The following is an 18,092-nucleotide window of genomic DNA, read 5'->3' on the forward strand; positions in this document are numbered from 1 at the left end:
CTAAACTGAAGCTAATATTGAATGTTCGTGTACAAAATTTTCTAACAGTTCTACGGCTTTATCATTTCCTCCGGCAAGCGTGAATGTATTGCGGACTTCCTGAGCAGCGGTTCTGTATTTTGGATTTTCCAATAATTCAAAAACAGTTTCACGAAGGGCATCTACACGAAGTCTTTTGTACCGTATGCTGATTCCGCAGCCTGCCTGCTCAATCAGTTTGGCAATATGGAAGTGGTCATATGCAATGGGAGTGATCAACATCGGTAAACCATTACGGAAAGTATCGTTTACGGTGTTGAAACCACCGTGGCAGATCACCATATCCATTTGCTGCATCACTGCAGATTGAGGGACGAAGCTGTTCACAATAAAGTTGTCCGGCCATTCTTCAAAAATTTCCGGTGGAGTAGCGGCAATTACCGTTACCGGCTGGTCTTTGAATGCAGCAATGATTTTTTCGAAGAAAGCTTTTCTGATATCTACCAACAGTGTTCCCAATGACACAAATATCTTTGGAGTGGTGGATGCATTCAGTTTATCCCAGTCAAACGGAGCATCGTTCGGACGTCCTTTTACCGGGCCTACAAATTTCATATGAGGCGGAACGGTTTCAAATCCGGCGAAAGCCTGAGAGGTAAATACCATATTGAGTTTGTGAGAATGGATGTAAATACCTTCCTCATGAATTCCCACTTCTTTTTGAAGGTCTTTGATCAGTTTTTGTTGCCATTCCCAGATTTTAGGGGCACTTTTTTCCGTGTCTCCCATCACATCCGGAGGAACAGGTGTTGTCGTTACACAAGGAATATGATGTTTATGAGCGAAAAGAGCCCCTCCGAAAGTGATACAGTCGTTCACGATCACATCCGGCATCCAGCTTTCTGTCAGTCTCGTTAATCCCGGCATCATCATTTTAGCGAAAGGAACATAGGTTTCTTCCAGTGCCAGTTTCATTACTTCAGGTCCGGAGCATGCAGGTCCGTCATCCTGTCTTTTCAAAATACGGGCAATTTCTTCCTGATACGGAACAAGATCTTCTTCAGGGTAGAAATAAGAACCTCCTTCAGGAATATGTTTACTGTCTAAAGGGGTAATCCCAAACCATTTTACTTCATGTCCGCGCGCAATCAGACTTGCTCCTACACTCAGAGTCGGGCTCACATGTCCGAAAAACGGAGGAACTACAAATAAAAATTTAGACGGTTTTTCAGGTTTTGAAGCCTTTGATATCGCTTGTTCCAATAAGTTAGCTGCTGTAGCTGCTCCTCCTGCTTCCACAAAAGAGTGACCTACTTTCTGAGCTGCTTCACGGTAGCTTGGAGTATTTAAAATCTGTTGTACCGCTTCTCTCAGGTGATTGGCTTTAAATCGGTTAAAATTCAGGCGCTCACCCGCTTCTGTACGCACCACACGTCCTGCAACATGCGACTGATCATACGCAATCGGAATCACGACCAAAGGAATACCGTTGGATAATGTTTCAGAAACGGTATTATGGCCGCCATGGCAAACTACGCCGTCAAAATGAGGCAGCAGATCCAGTTGCGGAACTTGTTGATACACCATAAAATTGTAAGGCCACTGCTCAAAAAGCTGTGGATCAGAAACGACTACAACGGTTAAATCTTCATCTTTAAAAGCATCAATTACCTTTTGGAAAAATGCCTTTTTATGATCGTGATCGAAGGTAGTTCCGATACTTACCAAGATCTTTTTATTGTCTTTGCTTTTTAATCTCTCCCAGTCGAATTCACATGAAACACGTCTTTCCGTAAGAACCGGACCTGTGAACTGGTATTGAGACGGCAGATTCTCCATTTCCCCAAAGAAATAACCGGAAGTCAAAACCAGAGTCAGAAGGTCAGACGTCGCCAGAGAACGTTCTTCCTGGAAACCGAGTTCTTTCTGCAGATCAATGATTTGATTCACTTCCCATTCGTGTACTTTTGGAAGCTCATTCATAATTTTGATGGCTGCCGGAGCGGTAACAGAAGTGGCATAAGGAATACCAAGAGTTTTGGCTGCAACCGGAGCTGCAAATAACTGATGATCTCCGATAATCAAATCGGGCTGCTCTATTTTTAATAAAGTAACAATACCATTGTAGCAATGTCTGTTCAGCGGGATAAGAACCTCTTCATACAGGAACTTAACGCTGTCTATACCATACACTACTTTTTTGGAGATAATATCGAGATATTGTTCACTTTCTTTTTTTTCTTCGTCGGTCTGATCGTACTGGATCAGTAATAATTTTCCTCCTTCGGGAAGTTTGGCCTCTAAAGTCGGGTCAAGGCTGATCCAGGCTACTTCATGTCCTCTTTCCAGCAGGGTAGCACCGATGCTTAAAGTAGGGTTGACATGTCCTGTCAATGGTGGAACTATAAATGCAAATTTAGCCATGGTTTTGTGTTAGGATTTTAGATAAAAATTGAGCAATCGTTTCAGCGATAAGCTGAGGTTCCTGGATAGGAATATTGTGATCACCCGGGATTAATTCAAGCTCAGACTGGCTGATTTGAGACTGAAGCCACTCACCGGTAGGCCTGCAGTTGGAATCAGCGCCATAAAGCAATAGCGCAGGAGCTGTTAATTCATTAAAACGGGCTTCACCAAGGAAATGTTTTTCCTTAATCATATCTGCTTTAATGCTGGTCTGATTAAACAAAAATTCATACATACGGTGGTTCTTCTCCATTTGTCTTTTGCCCATCTGTACTTTGGTGGTGTCTGTAAAGTTGGCCACGTAATGCTCAAGAAACTCTTTGCTGTATTCATCAATGATGTTACGGGCTTTTTCGTCCTGAGGATCCGGTGCTTCCATTACTACAAGCTGATTCACGCGGTCCGGGTATTCTAAAGCTGTTTTTAAAGCGATAAGGCCTCCGAAACTATAGCCGACAAGGTGTACTTTTTCCAGTTGAAGGTGATCTATTAAACCTATTAAATCGGATGACATATTGTCAAGGTCGTACCCATCCAGAAAGCGTTCACTCATACCGTGGCTTTTCAGATCGTACATCACCACATGGAAATGTTTTGCCAGAATTGGGGCAATATTAAAATAATAAATGGACAGGTTACTGAACATACCGTGGATGAGTACCACGGTTTGTTCGGCTCCTTTGTTGAGTTCCTGTATATGAACTTGTCTGTTATTGACAGTGATTATTGGCATTCGTAGATATAATTGATGATCATACTAAGGTCAAGATTAATAAGCTGGTCAAGATCCATAGATGATAACCAACCTGTAAAGTCGATCTGATCGCCAAAATGCGCCTTGATCTTTTCAGAGAAAGAGACAATCTCGATGCTGTCCATCTCAAGATCTCTGGTGAATGAACTTTCAGGAGTAATGTCCATCTCTTCTACAAATTCAGCACCTATCACTTCAGTAATAAAACCTTTTAATAAAGTAAAAAGTTCTTCGTGGTTCATTTTTAATGTTGCGTTTACAGTGTCCATCCGATAATATAATTTTTATGTTTAATAGTTTTGATTTCAATGTTGTTGATCCACAAGTGATCATCTTTTATTTCTTCGACTTCGAAGGCTTTAGGATTCCCTTTCAGTCCTGTTCCCAGAAACTTTCCGTAAGCTTCCTTGGCGACCCAGAAACGGGTGGTCCACTCCGCCTGATCTCTGTCTTTTAATAAGGTTAATTCTTTGTCGGTAAATACCATGTCATAGAATCCTGAACTGCGTTCTTCCATCAGTTCCATATCAATTCCTACAGATTTTCCATATCTCGCGATCCCAACAGCTTCTTTTCCTTTATGAGCCAGAGAAATATGGATGTTATCTGTAAAATCACTGATAAGGTAAGGTTTCCCCACTTCATCGGAACGGATTTCAAACGTAATCGGGAAGCAGGCATGATTTTTTTCTTTGCGAAGAAGATTTCTTACGGCATCTTTCACCGCTACACGGCTTACCATCCAGTTTTTCTTTTTGTTAGGTAATAGCTGCTGGTGATACTGTTTTTCCGTTTGGTTGAAATATCTTTTCAGGATAAAATCCCATGAAGCGACTCTGGTATAGGCCTGATGGAAGAAAAATACTTCAGGAGCAATCTCTTCTGAAAGTCTGTTGTGCAGTGGTGACATGGAAACATTCCATAAAGCGGCATCAATTTCCAGTCTTCTGTTTTGCCAGCCGGTAATGGCGCACCATATTTTTTCGTCTCTTTTCAGGATGATATCTGCGATGGCGAATTCATCATTCAATTCAGTCAGCATGCAGGTACATTCAAAAATACCTTCCTGATCATGCATATCTCCGAAGAATTCAATATCTCTGATTTTTACAGGGAATGCAATACGGTCTTTCACCAAAGTAAGCTGCAGCCAAAGCCCGAATAGCTGTCCTGCATTGTCAAGTAATGATCCTTTACCTCCGTTTCCTTTTATCTTCCCAATGATTCCTTTATCTCCTACGGCAGAAACTTCTGTAATTCCCTGATATTGGTCTCCATGGAACATGTGCATGTCGTAGATTTCTTCAGGGGTTCTTTCGATAGGTAAAAGATTACCGATGGAAAGATTGAAGTTAGGTGTTGGAACAGGAGCAGATTTTAAGACTACTTCTGCGTTGGCAAAGTTTTCAATGTCAAGATAGGCATGATTCGGTGAACGCCATTCTCCTTTTACGGTTTTTTCGAAAGGTTTGGCCACGTTCATCCATTGGAATACACTTACATTCATGATTTTATGAACCAATGTTCCCGGGATTTCTGCTTCTGCAATTTCTGCAAGCTGTTCAAAGATCATCGTCATCGGGATTACCGGTTCCATATCTGCTACATGAGCCCATCCTTTAGGCTGTCTTAATAAGCTGTGATCGATCAGGTAAGGATGACTTTCCAGCGTTACATATAAATCTTTTGTAAAATTTGTACTTCTTACGGGTTTTGGAGCAGCCTGAACTACAGGTGCAGGTCTTTGGATGGTGATTTCCGGACGGTTCTGGAATAAAGTCAATACTTCTTCCTGCATTCGGATCATATCCGCAACGTTGTCCTGAAATGCCTGTACCAGCGGGTGACCGCTTTTTGTGGCAATAGCCGAAGCTGTTGCTGTATATTGTTTTGGCGTGTCAAAAGACTGAGCCAACGCTTTCACTTCTTTAAAATTACGGATAATAGGAGAGCCTAATTCCAGCTTAATGCCTTTTCCTGAAGCTTTTTTCGAATGATTCTGAATCTCCAGAAAGTCAAGAGCAATCGTTTTTCCTTCTACAAATAAAGAAGCCACTACACGCTGTAACTGAGCTAATGCAGAACGGGTTGGAACGCTGGAAGCAATCGTACTGAATGCTTTTCCTTTCAAGGTATCATCAATAAATCCGATCAGTCCTCCTGTACCGACCTGAATGAAGACTCTTGCGCCTTCTTCGTATAATTTGTCTGTCAGTTCACGGAAACGAACAGGTTCTACCAAATGCTCTGCACTCAGTTTTCTGATCGCTGCCTGATCTGCAGGATAAGGTTCTAAGGTAGTAGCAGACCACAATGGAATTTTCGTCTGCTGGAACTGTGCTTTTTCCATTCCCGCAAGGATCACATCCAGTTTATCAGCGATAAAAGGAGAGTGGAATCCAGACTGGAACGGCAGTACCTGATGGAAGATCTGTTTTGCTTTTAACAGAGGAACCAATTCATCCAGAGCTGCATTGCTTCCGCAAAGAATCACCTGATTAGGGCAGTTGTCATTGGAAACATAGAGGTTTAAAATTTCAGCAATAAAAGGTTTTATCACCTCAATTCCGGCTCCTATGGCAATGAACTTGGAATCTTTTAGTTCAAAAGTTTCAGGATTCAGTACATCAATTAAGGCTTTTACAGAATTGGCTTCTGCTAATTCCGAAGAGTAACCGGCCAGCCATTCTCCTAAGCTGTGTCCTGCATTCATATCCGGAATAATTCCCAGTTTTTTAAGTGAATTATCAAGGATACTGCAGTTGTTGAAAATGTTTAAAGCATCGGTTAGAAGCCCTTCACCTTCTGTTTCGATAGGTGCTGACAATCCGAAATAACGGCTTACCGTTTCTACCTCACCTTTTGCCAGACCATCTAATCCAGGGAATACAAAGGCTACTTTACCTCCATCTTTTAATAATGGGGTAGAAGTGTACCAGATATCCTGTTTGTTTTTCCAGATGATATTTTTGGAAACAATTTTTATGGCTTTTTCTATTCTGGCAGGAGTTGGATCGAATATCGCAACTCTGAAATCTCCTTCGCCGATAGTTGTTTCATTATTTTGTAATGCAGATAGCAGTTCTTCATGAGTAGGTCTGGCCAAGATCAATACCTGATCTTTTTTAGGCATATCATACCCTTCCAAAACAACGTGTGCATTGATTCCTCCGAATCCGAAAGCATTCACCGCAGCTACTTTTGGTAGTCCTGTTTTTGACCAGTTTCTGGCTTCCTGTACCGGTTCAAACCTTGTATTCTGCATCTCCGAAGTCGGATTTTCGCAATATAGGGTTGGTGGTAAAGTATCGTGATGTAAGGCAAGACAGGTTTTAATTAATCCAGCAATTCCGGCAGCTGGCATGGCATGTCCGATATTGGACTTTACAGATCCGATACCTGCAGCCGGAGCAGCTTCTTCTTTTCCAAAGAATTGAGCCAAGGTCTGAAGTTCTGTTTTATCTCCAAGCGGTGTTCCTGTGCCGTGAGCCTCAAGGTATCCCACTTTATTTTTATCTAAATCAGCATTGATCCAAGCCTGTTCCAACGCTTTCAGCTGACCTTTTACGGACGGGCTCATTACGCTGGTTCCGGTACCATCACTGCTTACGCCAACGCCTTTAATAACCGCATAGATCTTATCCTGATCGCGAACGGCATCTTCCAGTCTTTTTAAGACTACGAAACCACAACCTTCTCCGATTAACAGACCATCAGCATCCATACTGAAAGGTTTGATCTGCTGCTGACGTGACATCGCTCCCAGCTGGGCAAAAATACTCCAGAAGGCAGCATTCTGTCCTGTGTGTACGCCTCCTGCGATCATGATATCGGAACGGCCTCTCTGAAGTTCCTGCACTGCATGATCTACAGCAATTAAAGCAGAGGCACAAGCGGCATCTACAGTGAATGCAGCACCTCCCAGATTGAAACGGTTGGCGACAAGTGAAGCAACAAGATTGGGAATTAATCCCATCGCAGTATCTGCTGCAAAACGACCTTTACGTTCCTGAAATGCATGCTTTACCTTTTCAATATCGGAAGAAGAAACGTGAGGCAGTAACTCTTGTAACAATGAAGAAATCTGTTCTCCGGTTCTTACAATTTCTATAGCTCGGGTCGCACCTGGGCCTGTGTAGTTTCCTTTACCAATGATGATTCCCGTTTTATCAAGGGAAATGTTTTTCTGAAATATACCTGCATCTTCCAGTGCTTTCTGTACCAGATCAAGGGTAAGCAGATGATCAGGTTCCGTTCCTTCAACGGCTAATGGCAAAATACCAAATGCGGTAGGATCGAAAGTATAATCAGGGATAAACCCTCCACGCTGACAGTAAAAACGGTCAACGGGACTTGTGGCATCACTGAAATGAACCGGATCTATCCGATCCGCCGGAGCGAGTTCGGTAGAATCAACTTTATTGACAATATTCTGCCAAAAAGTGTTGGCATCCTGTGCCCCGGGAAAGACACAGGATAGACCAATTACAGCAACATCTGTTTTTTTCATACTTTGTTTATACAGTGTTTTACCAATTATTTCCTGACATGATCAGCACCTGGCTTTCCGTTCCATATTTAATCTCGTTAAGGAAGATTTCTTTTCCTTCATCCAATGGGATCATGGAAATACCTCTGCGCTCGTACTCAGATTCCAGGGTGGAAGAGACCATTCCGGCACCTTTCCATGGTCCCCAGTTGATAGAGATTACTTTTCCTTTTAACCTTTTGTTTAAAGCATTAGCGTAATCATCCAGTACACTGTTGGCTGCGGCATAATCTGTCTGACCTTTGTTACCGTATACGGAAGCAATACTTGAGAATAATACTACAAACTGACAGTCTGAACGAAGCTGTTCTGCCAATACACGAAGCGGTTTTACTTTGGTATCAAATACACGTCCGAAGGAGCTTGTCGTCTTTTGTTTGAATAATTTATCTTCTAAAAGACCTGCTCCGTGGATGACTCCATCCAGACGGTTGTATTTCTCATAAATACTGCTGATCAGATTGCTTAAACCTTCTTCGTCACAAAGATCCAGTGATTGGTAAATGATGGTATTTCCAAGGTTTTCCATGTCACGGATAGTACGCAGGATCTGATTATTTTTGAAAATCTTCGTCGTTTCTTTTTCTATTTCTGCAGGAGAAGTGAATTGACCAGACTTGATCAGGAAACTTCTAATTTCTTCTTTGGTTTTCATCCCCTCAAAGTCTTTAGCCGAAAGCTCATTTCTCGGGTCTGCCGATCTTCCTACCAGAATATAGGTGCAAGGATAAGCCTGAGACATATGTTTTACCAATTCAGCAGTGATTCCCTGTGCGCCTCCCAATACCAATACCACAGATTTTTGATCTAGCTGGATATGGGCCTCATGTAAACTCGTGGATAATGGAGAAGGAATGATGTCTACCTGGTGTCTCTGATCATTTTTATAAATCACTTCAGCAGGTTTATCGTTGGTAAGGATCTCTTTCAATGTAATTTCAGCAATCTGATCTACTTCCTGAGGGGTGCTCAGGCTGATGAGTCTGCATGTTGTATTATCAAATTCTCTGGCTAAACTTTTGAAAAGTCCCGGATATCCCTGATGATGACGTAATATACTTGCATCTGTAATTTCCTGAATATGTGCAGGAATATCAGAAATAAGATATACCCATTTTGCTTTATCAAAATCCAGTTTCTTGATCAGATCTACATGATCGATAATACTTGGTTTATCAACGGCAGAGAATAGGTCTAACATAATTAATCCGTCGATATTTGAAAGATCTTTATCCGTATCTACTATTTCTACGATAGCTCCATGTTTTTCCAGAGTTTCTTTGATCGCAGAAGTTTGTTTGCTGTCATCCTGTGTAATGGCAAAACGTTTTCCCTGCAATACTTCAGTATTTTGTACTTTAGAAGCATCGGTAGGAGTGATGTCAAAACGAAGACGTGACAATACATTTTGAGTTGGCTCTGTAGTATTTTCTTCTTTCGCTTCCGGAGCTGCTTCGTTGGTTTCCCCATTCATTTCGCTGATCCAGCTTGCCAGGCCACGAAGGGTTTTAATGGCTGCCAGTTTTTCCATCACATCATCAGCCTGTTCAAGGTTTTGACCAAATCCGATCTTAGTTTTAAGATCACCGATGATTTCCATACGTTTGATGGAATCTATGCTTAAATCTGCTTCCAGATCAAGATCAAGCCCCAGCATTTCTTTTGGATATCCTGTTTTTTCGCTCACGATATTCAAAATGGCATTTTGAAGGTCCTCCAGTGAGAATGCCGGCTGAGCCTGTGGTTTTGAAGGCGCTGATTCGGCCGCAGATCCATTTTTTTCTGTCGCAGCAGTTGTTTCAGCACCTGAGAATTCAGTAAGCCATGAAACTAATCCGCTTAATGTTTTTATGCCTGCCAGCTGTTCCATAACGGTGTCTTCGCTGGTGTTTCCGTTGCCCAGAGTTCCCAATTCGTTACGAAGTGTTCCGATGATCTCAACTCTTTTGATAGAGTCGATACTTAAATCCGCTTCCAGGTCCATTTCCATACCCAGCATTTCCTGAGGGTATCCTGTTTTGTCACTTACTACCTGTAGTAATAGGGATTTAATATCTCTTGACGGAGCTTGTTTTACAGGAGCTACAGCTACAGGTTGCTGATGAACTGGCTGAACAGGAATCGTAGATATAGGTTGGTGTGCAGCAGCCGGTGCTGGTGAATGGTATACAGGAGCAGGGAACGCCTGAGGATTCTGTCCCATAAAGGAAAGCATCACATCGCGTTGTGCCTGTATCATTAATTTCATGCTGTTCAAATATTCCTGCAACATGCGTTCAGCAGTAGACTGGGCTTCCGTTCCGGGTGCCTGTGGATTATTAGTAAAATTGTTCATGGGAATTGGGTTTATAAGTGGTAATGCACCATTAGATGGCAGATTACCGGTAGTTGGGTGGGCAGTTTGCCCGTTAACACGCCAGATAGCAGGGCTTTTCTTGTAAAGCTCAGGTTGGTTAAGATCAATAATCGTAACACTTCTGCCGTCAAAAAGTTTATCAATGTTAAAGCTTCTGCCTGTTCCTAAATATTGTGCCAGCATGCAAAGCAGATGGCTGAATTTATTACGGCTGTTGTCTTCAACATATAGGGTGAGCTGATCTTTTTCAAGACAGGATTTGGTTAATCCGGTAAGTACTTTTCCCGGTCCTACTTCGATGAATATTCTTGCACCGTCATTGTACATGGCCTGAAGCTGTTCTACAAATCTTACAGGCTGTACCAGATGATCAGTAAGTCTTTCTTTTATTTCTGATGGATTCGTTGGATATACTTCTGCAGTGGTATTAGACCAAACAGGAATCTGCATTTCCTGGAAAGGAACACCTTTTAAGACTTCAGCGTATAAACCTTTGGATTTCGCTAGTAATGGACTGTGGAATGCACAGGCAACTTCCAGTTTTTTAGCAGAAATACCTTCCTGTTTAAGCACTTCCAGCAGTTTATTGATAGCTTCCGTACTTCCAGCAATCACACATTGAGTCGGAGCGTTGAAATTCACAGGATAGCATCCTTCAACTTTAGCAATAATAGGTTGTAAACGTTCTGCAGTAGCACTTGCTGCCAACATTGAACCCGGATCTCCACCTTCTACTGAATCTAAGATAGATTGAGCTCTCTTAACACTTAGGTCCACCAGTTTATCCTCTCCAAATACTCCAGCAAAGCATAAAGCCGGAATTTCACCATAGCTGTGGCCTGCCAGCATATCAGGGATAATACCTAATGATTCTAGGAATTTTGCCAATGCAAGGTCTACAATTCCTAAAAGCGGTTGTGCTAAACGGGTATCTTTAATGGTTTCTTTCTGTTGTTTTAAATCAGCTTCGTTAAAGGTTTTAGAGGGGAAAACTACTTTTTCAAGTTCAGGATATTCATCAATAATCTTACGCATAGCCGGGAAAACTACAAATAAGTCACGAGCCATATTGATTCTCTGGCTGCCCTGTCCCGGGAAGGTGAATGCTACTTTACCTTCTTTTTTATTCACGGTGAAAGTATCTTTTGTCTCAATCCCTAGCAGTACTAACTCAAGCTTCATCATCAGGTCTTCAGCGGTGTCTGCGACAATACTGAACTGGATTGGTTTTTCTGAGCTGATGCTTAAACTGTAAGCAATATCTTTTAATGGAATACCATCATTAATTTCTAATAATACCTTAACCTGGCTTGACTGTCCTTTCGCTTCTTCATAGGTATCTCCGCGGAAGACAAACAATTCTGAAGGCCACGACTGCATGGCAATTGAATTGTCCTGTTTAGGATGGTTCGCAATAACGGTATGGAAATTCGTTCCCCCAAATCCGAAAGCACTGATTCCTGCATAACGGTTTTTCTCTGCCCATAATCCACTTTCAGCATGGAATGCAAACGGACTGGTTTCTGCGTTATAATAAGCATTTGGCTGCTGAAGATGAAGGGTAGGTGGCTTTACACCATGATAAACTGCAAGGGAAGCCTTGATCAATCCTGCTAATCCTGCCGCACATTTTGTATGGCCGATCTGTGTTTTCACGGAACCTAAATGCGTCTGTCCTGGTAAAGCTCCTGAGCGACTGAATAAATTAGTCAGTGCACTTAATTCAGTTTTGTCACCTACTACCGTTCCTGTACCATGCGCTTCTACAAGGCCTACAGAAGCAGGACTGATCCCAGCCTGGGAATAAGCACGTTCCAGAGCTCTTACCTGACCTATTTTTCTAGGAGCAGTCAATCCAAGGGCTTTTCCGTCGCTGGATCCTCCAACTCCTTTGATTACTGAATAAATACGGTCACCATCACGTACAGCATCTTCGTATCTTTTTAAAACAAGGATAGCGATACCTTCTCCAAGAGCAATACCGTCTGCGTCATCATCAAATGTAGCACATCTTCCTTTTCTGGATAGGGCATGCGTGCTCGAGAACATCAGGTAATCGTTAATTCCATTGTGTAAATCTGCTCCTCCGGCAAGAACCATATCAGATTTTCCTAATACAAGTTCCTGACATGCCAGATCAATGGCTGCCAAAGAAGAAGCACATGCTGCATCTACCGTAAAGTTTCTTCCACCAAGGTCTAATCTGTTCGTAATCCTACCTGCGATTACATTTGCCAGAATACCCGGGAAAGAATCTTCAGTAGTATGTGGGAAGGCTTCTTTTACTTCTTCATGAAGTTCTCCGAAAACCTGCTTATAATATCCTCTGAAACTATAGCTGTTGGCCAGGTCATTACCTCCTTCAGCACCTATAATGACAGAAATGTTTTCTCTGTTGATGTGTTTTTCTCCATATCCAGCATCTTCCATGGCACGCTTGGCAACCAATAAGGTTAACAACTGTGTAGGTTCAATAGCAGCAAGGGATTGTGGCGGAATTCCAAATGCCAATGGATCGAAATCGATTTTAGGAATAAATCCTCCCCATTTGGAATGGGATACATCCGGTTCGTTGGAATCCGGCTTATAATAAAGTTCTTTATTCCATCTTTCATCCGGTACTTCGGTAACACTGTCTTTTCCTAAAATGATATTTCTCCAGTATTCATCAAGGTTTTTAGCTCCCGGGAAAATACATTCCATTCCTACGATAGCGATGTCCAGCGGTTTTTCCGTAGAAACGGGTTCTTCCGGTAATGCCGCCTCCTGAATATGTTTGTAATTATCTACAACACTTTGATGAAGAGCAGCCAATGAGATCACACGATTCTGCATGGTGGCTACCTGTCCGATCATATACATTCCTAAGTCCAGTTGGTCATCTTTAGGAATGTTGACCAATTTATCACCCTGACGTTCTATACCTTTAGCCGCAATACGTAAACGGCCTACATTCAATTTTTCAAGTTGTTCCCATACCTGCTTTTTATCCATTCCGGCAGCAAGAAGTTTTGCCTTTTCGGTATTGAAATGGTGGGCAAAAGCTGTATTTAAACAACGGGTTTCATGTCCGGGAGCTGTTTCCAGTAAAACGGTATCCTTCGCCTGCATTGCCTGAGATTGGAATTCTTCCTGAATAGCTCCGGTTTGTACAGCTTCGTGGGTATACAGATACGCTGTGCCCATCAATACCCCGATTTTTACTCCTCTTGCAGCCAATGGTGCAGCCATGATTGAAACAAATGCCGTTGAAAAAGCGTTATGAATTCCTCCCGCAAAAAAGACACTGATGTTTTCAGGATGATCTTCTTTTAAAATACGTTCAATTTGTTTTTCCCAAAGAACTGTACTGGACAGGGGGCCTACGTGACCTCCACACTCTCGTCCTTCAAAAATGAAGTTTTTAGCTCCTTCTTTCAGAAAAATATCCAGAAGGGCAGGGGAAGGAACGTGTAAAAATGATTTAATTCCTGCTTTTTCAAATACTTTAGCCTGTGCAGGTCTTCCTCCGGCTATCAAAACTACAGGAGGTTTTGCTTCTAATATATAGGATGTCTGTTCATCTCTTAATTCCTGTGGAGCAAATCCTAAAATTCCCACACCCCATGTTTTTTCACCAGCCAGTTTTTTGGTATCCATTACCAAAGATTTTGCAGACTCTCCTTTCAATAAGGATAAAGCAACAAAAGGTAAGGCTCCTGCATCTGCTACTGCGTTGGCAAAGGAAGGAACATCACTCACACGGGTCATTGGGCCTTGGGCGATAGGATAACTCAAGCCCAGTTCCTGTGCTAAAGAGTTGTGTTTATCAATTACTTTAAGTGCTTTGGCTTGTTTCAGGTGTCCATAGATGGCTTCTTTGAAACCGAAAATAAGTTTTTTCAGTGTTTTGAAGTCTTCATACAGATCCGTTGCTAATGAAATATCTTGTCCCATAGGGATATAGCATGTACTAAGGTCGAAACCTGTAAAGTGTTGTTTCAGATCTTCAGCGGTTGCATTTTCAGGTAAAGCAGGTGAGTTAGGTCTTACCAATACACGATGGTTAGCAATCACCTTAGTTTCTGTACCATTCAGTTTTGAGCATACTTCTTTCAGATCCTTAGGAACTGAACTTTCCGGGAACAACGCCAATTGGCTGTCCAGAACAATTCCTGTTGCTCCCAAAGCTTTTGATGCGGCGGCAGTATGGAGACCAATTCCTCCCTGTATCCACACCGGAATCCTCTGGATTTCTTTGATCACACGCTGGAATAATACAAACGTGGATTCATAGCCTACTAATCCACCGGCTTCATTTCCTTTGATAATGATTCCTTGTGCCCCTGATTCTTCAGCTTGTCTGGCCTCTTCCAAACTGGTTACCTGATAAATAGCAGGTACATTGAATGGTGTGGACATTCCGAACGGAAGGATCGCAAATCTTACTTTTTCCGGAATCTGCAGAGTGGTGAAATTGTCGTTAGAAAAATAAATACCATACGATGGTACGTCTATCTCGTCAAGTTGATGTAACGCTTCCTGGGCTTTCATTAGCTCATTTCCTAAACTTAGTACGGGGAACGCACCCGCCTGGTGCAATCGGGATATAAGGTTAACGTCCGGCTTTTCAAAAGGCGTCAGTCCAATAATGGTTAATTTTTTCATGGCGTGTTAATTGAATTATTGAATGATAGCAAGAGTTTCATAACAGAATGCAAGGTCTTTCGCTAAGACCATTACTTTTTGCTATGATATAGTAAAAATTGTTTTTGTTAAATCGTTAACAATATGTATTGTTTTATGGTAATTATTTAATAATCTATCGTTTGTTGATAGATTTTGGATTGTAGTAATTATATCCGACTTTTCAAAGGGCATCAGCCTGATTTTGGTCAAGTTTTTCATAGCATTTACGGTATAGAAATAGTTAATGATATCTCATAGCAAAACACTAATGTTATTCATATAAATAACAATTTTCTGTTATGAGGAAATAAAAATAATAAAACAATCATATATCTTCAATTATAAACGCTATTTGATAATGATTTTTTAATATGAAAATATCAATTGTTCAAATGCTATTAAAGTATATTTATTGTTTCCTTATTCTTAGAAACATGGCCGGTACAATCTTATAAATTTTAACTATAAATGGTTATAGTTAAAAAAATGTTAAGCAAATATAGGAATAAAAAATAAAATATTTCAAAAACAAGAGATTTGTTTTTAGGTATATTACAAAAAGATAATATACAATGAATACGGTTCTGAAATGTTAGAATTACCTTTATCAATCTGATAAAATGACAAAGCGAATTTAAATAAAATTAATCAATATATTGTGATTTAATTTGAATTATTTATGAACTTTTTCTATCTTTTTGATAAATAAATAGATAGGTATTTTTAAGAATAATTTAAATATCTTTCCGAAATTCATAAAAAAAGTAAATATAAAAGGTGGGTGTTTTTTTAATTTTTAAGGTAAAAGATCTGTTTATTAATGTGTTATGTCTATGGGTAATCTTTCTGGGATTTAATAAAACAATTGCTTTTTATTGTATTTTATGATTTTTATATAAAACTTTTGTATTTTTGTACTCCTAAAAACTCAATCATAATTTGATTTGATGAAATTATGATTTATACATGCCTGTGTTTGTAATAGTAAGCTCGTTTTCTCTTGTTTTTGCAATTATGATGATTTAACGGGTTTCTAATCTTATCCATACTCAATTCGTATTGACTTCCTTTTCAGAAATTGGCCAATTTCCGGTTGATCTTGAATAACTGTAGTCAGATTCAAGAGATCTGACTTTTGGGGTGCGTCATACAGAAATTTGTTTTTGGATTTAAAAAATACAACAAAAGAAAACAGGTATATATGAAACAGACAACAACTTTCAGATCAGGTACTCACAAAGAAAGGGTGATGGAGCAATATGATGCTGCATTAGCAAATTTTAAAGGAAATATCCGTCAACAAGCGGTCCCAACAAGCTTTGGAGAAACCCATGTTATCAGTTATGGAAATGAAGATTATCCTAAACTTATATTACTTCATGGAGCTAATTCTAACGCTGCATCCTGGATGAAGGATCTTGCTTTGTACAGCAAAGAATACAAAGTATATGCTATTGATATTATTGGGGAACCAGGTAAAAGTGAACAAAACAGACTTCCTTATAAAGGCAATTATTACAGTGATTGGCTGTTTGAGGTTTTCCAACAACTGAAAATAACAAAATTTTCTTTGGTGGGATTGTCTCAAGGTGGATGGCTTGCGATAAAGTTTGCAGCCAGATATCCGGAAAAAATCAGTCAGCTTGTCCTTCTTTCTCCAGGAGGAATTGTAAAAACACAGCGTAGCTTTGTGTTAAAAGCGATATTCTTTTCTCTACTTGGAAATGCCGGGAAGAGAAAAATCAATAAACTGATAACGGGTTCACAAAAAATAGATCAGTCTGTTCTGGACTTTATGAGTCTCATGCAGTCCTCTGTGAATGCAAGGATAGATAAGGAGTATATTTTTTCTGATGAAGAATTGAAAAATATGACCATGCCTGTCTTTTTTATAGGTGGAGCAGGTGATGTGGTCAGGGATTCTCAACAAATAAAAGAAAGACTTGAAGGGTTACTTCCTGATTTTGAATCCTATGTTGATCCTGACAAGGGACATGTGCTGGTTGGTCTGGCAGATAAAATAAATGCATTTTTACTAAAGAGAAGGAATGATTAATCCTTTATGCAAAGGCTCCAAAACATTTTGTTTTGGAGCCTTTGTGATAGTTTATGTACCAGAATCTTTAAAAGATACTTAATCCATACTGTTTTGCCAGATCTAAAATCATATGATATCCGGCCAGAGAATTTCCATGTTGATCTAAAGCAGGACTGAAAACTCCGATTCCTATTTTTCCCGGAACACTTACCGTAATTCCTCCTCCTACACCGGATTTGCTCGGTAAACCAACAGTTCTGGAGTATTCCCCACTGAATTCATACATTCCGGCAGTCAGCATCTGTGATTCTACTAATTTTGCCATATCTGCATTTTTATAAGTGGCATCACCGTCAAATCTTACACACTGGTTGGCAAAGAAGTATCCTATTTTTGCGAGATCTTCAGCAGTAAGTTCAATAGAGCATTGTTTGAAATAGTTGTCCAGCTGGTCTTCATTTCCTGAAATCAGTCCGCTGTTTTTCATGATGTAAAACATTCCACGGTTACGGTGTCCTGTTGATTTTTCCGATTCGTAAACCGATTTATTGTAATCTATGGATGGGTTTTTGGTAATATACCTTACCATATCCAGAATTTTAAGGAATGGTTTTTCTCCGTCTCCTGAGATCAATGAAGTGGTAAGGATTGCTCCGGCATTCATCATTGGATTAAGTGGCTTTCCTGTGGTTTCAAGATTGGAAAAATGGTTGAAAGGCTTGTCTGATCCGAAATATCCCATTTTATCAAAAATATGAGTTTCTCCTTTTTCATTGACGGCTACCATTAAGGATATGATTTTGGAAATGCTTTGCATGGTAAATTTCTTACTTACATCACCGGTGTTGAATACTTTTCCATTTTTATCAACCACTGAAAAGGCAATTGCTTTAGCATCCATTTTCCCTAGTTCAGGAATGTAATCTGCCACTTTTCCCTGAGTATAATAAGCTCTGTTTTTTTCCAGAATGGTATTTAATGTTTTTTCTGAAAGGGTTGAGAGATCTGCTGTCTTCTGTGCATAAAAGATTGTGTTTAAGGAAAGAAAAGCTGCAGTACAGATTCCTTTGGCGGAAAATAAAAAATTTTTGTTTCTCATATAAGAGTTGTTGAATATAATGTTTATGATAAGCCTTGAAAAACAAAGATAAATTATTTTAATCTTGTCGGCAATTCTAATGATTGTCCTTACGGATATTGATATGAATAGGAAATGCTTGATGAAGATTAAGTTGTCGAAATACATATAGTTTTTTAAGAATTAAGAAATGGGTAAAACTTA

The 18,092-nt window shown here is 40.3% G+C and carries 7 protein-coding genes; 1 reads left to right on the forward strand and 6 read right to left on the reverse strand.

Annotation, left to right across the window (positions count from 1 at the left end; all coding sequences use genetic code 11):
* Genes A1704_RS14970 through A1704_RS14990 form a run of 5 tightly spaced genes read right to left on the reverse strand, consistent with a single transcriptional unit; the run spans position 1 to position 14,751 of the window.
* Positions 1 to 2,403 carry a glycosyltransferase gene (locus tag A1704_RS14970; RefSeq protein WP_062674716.1) on the reverse strand — a complete coding sequence of 801 codons (2,403 nt, stop codon included), beginning with the start codon at positions 2,401 to 2,403 and terminating at the stop codon, positions 1 to 3.
* The gene (locus A1704_RS14975; RefSeq protein WP_062674718.1) at positions 2,396 to 3,178 is read right to left on the reverse strand and encodes an alpha/beta fold hydrolase; all 783 of its coding nucleotides are present in this window, start codon (positions 3,176 to 3,178) and stop codon (positions 2,396 to 2,398) included. Before A1704_RS14975 ends, A1704_RS14970 begins: the two co-directional genes overlap by 8 nt.
* The gene (locus A1704_RS14980; RefSeq protein ID WP_034696900.1) at positions 3,169 to 3,468 is read right to left on the reverse strand and encodes an acyl carrier protein; all 300 of its coding nucleotides are present in this window, start codon (positions 3,466 to 3,468) and stop codon (positions 3,169 to 3,171) included. The genes A1704_RS14975 and A1704_RS14980 overlap by 10 nt, the downstream gene beginning before the upstream one ends.
* Positions 3,456 to 7,709 carry a type I polyketide synthase gene (locus tag A1704_RS14985; RefSeq protein ID WP_062674720.1) on the reverse strand — a complete coding sequence of 1,418 codons (4,254 nt, stop codon included), beginning with the start codon at positions 7,707 to 7,709 and terminating at the stop codon, positions 3,456 to 3,458. Before A1704_RS14985 ends, A1704_RS14980 begins: the two co-directional genes overlap by 13 nt.
* Before the next feature lie 19 nt (positions 7,710 to 7,728).
* Positions 7,729 to 14,751 (reverse strand): type I polyketide synthase, encoded by a 7,023-nt coding sequence (locus A1704_RS14990; protein ID WP_062674722.1) that lies wholly within the window; start codon positions 14,749 to 14,751, stop codon positions 7,729 to 7,731.
* Between the two features lie 1,222 nt (positions 14,752 to 15,973).
* On the opposite strand from A1704_RS14990, the gene A1704_RS14995 reads away from it, so the two are divergent.
* Entirely contained in the window at positions 15,974 to 16,828 is an 855-nt protein-coding gene (locus A1704_RS14995; protein WP_062674725.1) for an alpha/beta fold hydrolase, read from the forward strand.
* 67 nt (positions 16,829 to 16,895) lie between these two features.
* Here the strand turns inward: A1704_RS14995 and glsA are convergent, their stop codons facing one another.
* The gene (gene glsA / locus A1704_RS15000; RefSeq protein ID WP_117753107.1) at positions 16,896 to 17,909 is read right to left on the reverse strand and encodes a glutaminase A; all 1,014 of its coding nucleotides are present in this window, start codon (positions 17,907 to 17,909) and stop codon (positions 16,896 to 16,898) included.
* Positions 17,910 to 18,092: the final 183 nt, after the last annotated feature.

This window comes from Chryseobacterium cucumeris (genome assembly GCF_001593385.1).
GTDB lineage: Bacteria > Bacteroidota > Bacteroidia > Flavobacteriales > Weeksellaceae > Chryseobacterium > Chryseobacterium cucumeris.

Bases quoted from the DNA above. Each gene is read 5' to 3' on its own strand.
- glsA (WP_117753107.1), bottom strand. From the start codon at position 17,909: ATGAGAAACAAAAATTTTTTATTTTCCGCCAAAGGAATCTGTACTGCA.
- A1704_RS14995 (WP_062674725.1), top strand. From the start codon at position 15,974: ATGAAACAGACAACAACTTTCAGATCAGGTACTCACAAAGAAAGGGTG.
- A1704_RS14970 (WP_062674716.1), bottom strand. From the start codon at position 2,403: ATGGCTAAATTTGCATTTATAGTTCCACCATTGACAGGACATGTCAAC.
- A1704_RS14980 (WP_034696900.1), bottom strand. From the start codon at position 3,468: ATGGACACTGTAAACGCAACATTAAAAATGAACCACGAAGAACTTTTT.
- A1704_RS14990 (WP_062674722.1), bottom strand. From the start codon at position 14,751: ATGAAAAAATTAACCATTATTGGACTGACGCCTTTTGAAAAGCCGGAC.
- A1704_RS14985 (WP_062674720.1), bottom strand. From the start codon at position 7,709: ATGAAAAAAACAGATGTTGCTGTAATTGGTCTATCCTGTGTCTTTCCC.
- A1704_RS14975 (WP_062674718.1), bottom strand. From the start codon at position 3,178: ATGCCAATAATCACTGTCAATAACAGACAAGTTCATATACAGGAACTC.